This is a genomic window from Aquiflexum sp., assembly GCF_977115555.1.
The window spans coordinates 1-2,009 of the sequence record NZ_CDSBKL010000570.1 but is presented as its reverse complement, the minus strand read 5'-3'; the positions used below and the strand labels follow the sequence as shown (position 1 = coordinate 2,009).

General features: G+C 42.3%; 2 protein-coding genes and 1 pseudogene. 2 read left to right on the top strand and 1 reads right to left on the bottom strand.

Features of this window, described 5'->3' with window-relative positions; translation table 11 throughout:
* Positions 1-282, top strand: a 282-nt coding sequence (locus ACZFYI_RS19670) for a glycosyltransferase family protein (protein ID WP_462525821.1), incomplete at its 5' end; no start/stop codon positions are given.
* A 134-nt stretch (positions 283-416) separates the two neighbouring features.
* On the opposite strand, the gene ACZFYI_RS19665 is transcribed toward ACZFYI_RS19670, so the two are convergent.
* The gene (locus tag ACZFYI_RS19665) at positions 417-1,763 is read right to left on the bottom strand and encodes an amidohydrolase (protein ID WP_462525820.1); all 1,347 of its coding nucleotides are present in this window, start codon (positions 1,761-1,763) and stop codon (positions 417-419) included.
* 94 nt (positions 1,764-1,857) lie between these two features.
* Between ACZFYI_RS19665 and ACZFYI_RS19660 the strand changes: the two are divergent.
* Positions 1,858-2,009: pseudogene (locus ACZFYI_RS19660) on the top strand (alpha/beta hydrolase); the annotation flags it as partial.

Sequence of the window (2,009 nt, the reverse complement as noted above, 5' to 3'; positions counted from 1 at the left end):
GGAGGGGGAGATCAAACCCTTTTTATCACCAAGGATGCTTTTTGGGAATTGGGGGGATTTGATGAGACATACTGCCTGATGGAGGATTTTGAACTTGTGAAGAGGTTCAAGAAAAAGTATAGCTTCAAAGTGATCCCAAAGAGGATATTGGTCTCCGCCCGAAAGTATGAAAAAAATTCTTGGTTCAGGGTTCAGGTGGCAAATCTGATTGTATTTGGATTTTTTTTTCTTAACCATCCACCTTCAAAACTCAAGGCTTTGTATTCGAAATTATTGAAATAAAAAAACGGAACAGCATTGCCGTTCCGTTTAAAATATCATCAATACCTATGAAGAAAACTTACTGACGCAAAAATATGTCATCAAAAATTCAGCTTGGTTAAGGCATTATGAACTTTTGGTATCAATATGTTAACTTATTTCTTTTGGTCCATCATCACGTCTTGGTTTTTCAAAATATCCATGGCAAACAGACTCATGGCTTTGATGCCGGTCTTGATGGTCGGTTCAGGCAGCGGTGCAAAGAACGGACTGTGTAAGCCTGGAATTTCCAATCCTTTTTCTTTTGCTTCCTTTAAAAATTCAGGGTCACTTGCTCCAAGATAGAACATCGTAATCGGAATATTTCTTTCCTGCATCCCAAATCTACTAAAGTCCTCACCGATCATTTGGGCTTTCACTTCCACTACTTTATCTTCCCCTATATTCTTTTTGAAGACTTCCACCATTTGTCTGGTCAGCTTGGAATCATTGAGCAATGCCGGTGTATGTGGCTCCCTGATCCAATAAGTAGGCATTTTGTTTTCCGGAACTCCTGCAGCTATAGCAAGGTTTTCCGAGATTCTTTTGACACTTGAAATCATTTCTTCCCTCACATCCATCGAATATGACCTCAGAGTCAGCTGCATGACCACCTGATCGGGAATGATATTGTGCACTGAACCTCCGTGAATCGATCCCACGGTGACGACTGCAGGTTCCATAGGGGCAATCCTTCGACTCACAATAGTCTGATAGGCCTGTATCATCTGTGCACTCAATACTATCGGATCAATTCCTGTATGCGGCGCGGCACCGTGGGCGCCGACTCCGTTTACGGTTACATTCATCATATCGACGCCTGCCATCAAAGCACCTTCCTTATAACCCAACATTCCTGCAGGAAGAAATGGATCATCATGTAATGCTATGGCATAATCCGGATGCGGAAACCGCTTGTACAATCCATCATTCATCATGTTCCAAGCGCCCATGCCGTTTTCTTCAGCGGGCTGACCGACCATCAGCAAAGTTCCTCTCCAGGAGTTTTTATACTCCATCATCATCTTGGCTGTCCCGACAAAAACGGTCATGTGGATATCGTGTCCGCAAGAATGGGTGATAAATGTATCCTTCCCATCATTGGAAATGCCTTTTTTGACAGAGGCATAAGGAAGACCTGTTTTCTCTTCCATGGGCAGGGCGTCCATGTCCGATCTGATCAGCAGTACCGGTCCGGGGCCGTTTTTGAACATACCCACGACACCATATCCTCCGATATTTTCGGTCACTTCATAGCCGAGCGCTCTCAGTTCTTTGGCAATTCGGGCTGATGTTTCCTTTTCCTGAAGGGAAAGTTCAGGGTTTTGGTGAAGGTGTTTGTATAGCCCATCAAGCTCAGGGTAAATCTTGTCAATGAAGGAATCGACAGTTTGGGCGACAATCATATCGGTCAGGAATAGAGACATCATCAGAAGGAAAAGGGTGTTTTTTATCAATTTCATCGGGATTGATTTATTTTTGTAAACCAAATAAAACAAATATTTCCCTGTTTTGTGGATATGTTTTTATTTTCGCCTTCTTAATGTCTTGTTTTTTATGCCTTTGATTGGAAAATCCACTTATGGTAAACCACCTAAATTCCTTTTCAACGGGCATTTGGAAACGATCATACCCAGTATTTTTAGAAAAATTCAAGGAATCCAATATTCGAGGGAAAAGATCAATACGCCGGATGGGGATTTTTTGAA

Coding starts and splice junctions, on each gene's coding strand:
- ACZFYI_RS19665 (WP_462525820.1), bottom strand. CDS start 1,763: ATGAAATTGATAAAAAACACCCTTTTCCTTCTGATGATGTCTCTATTC.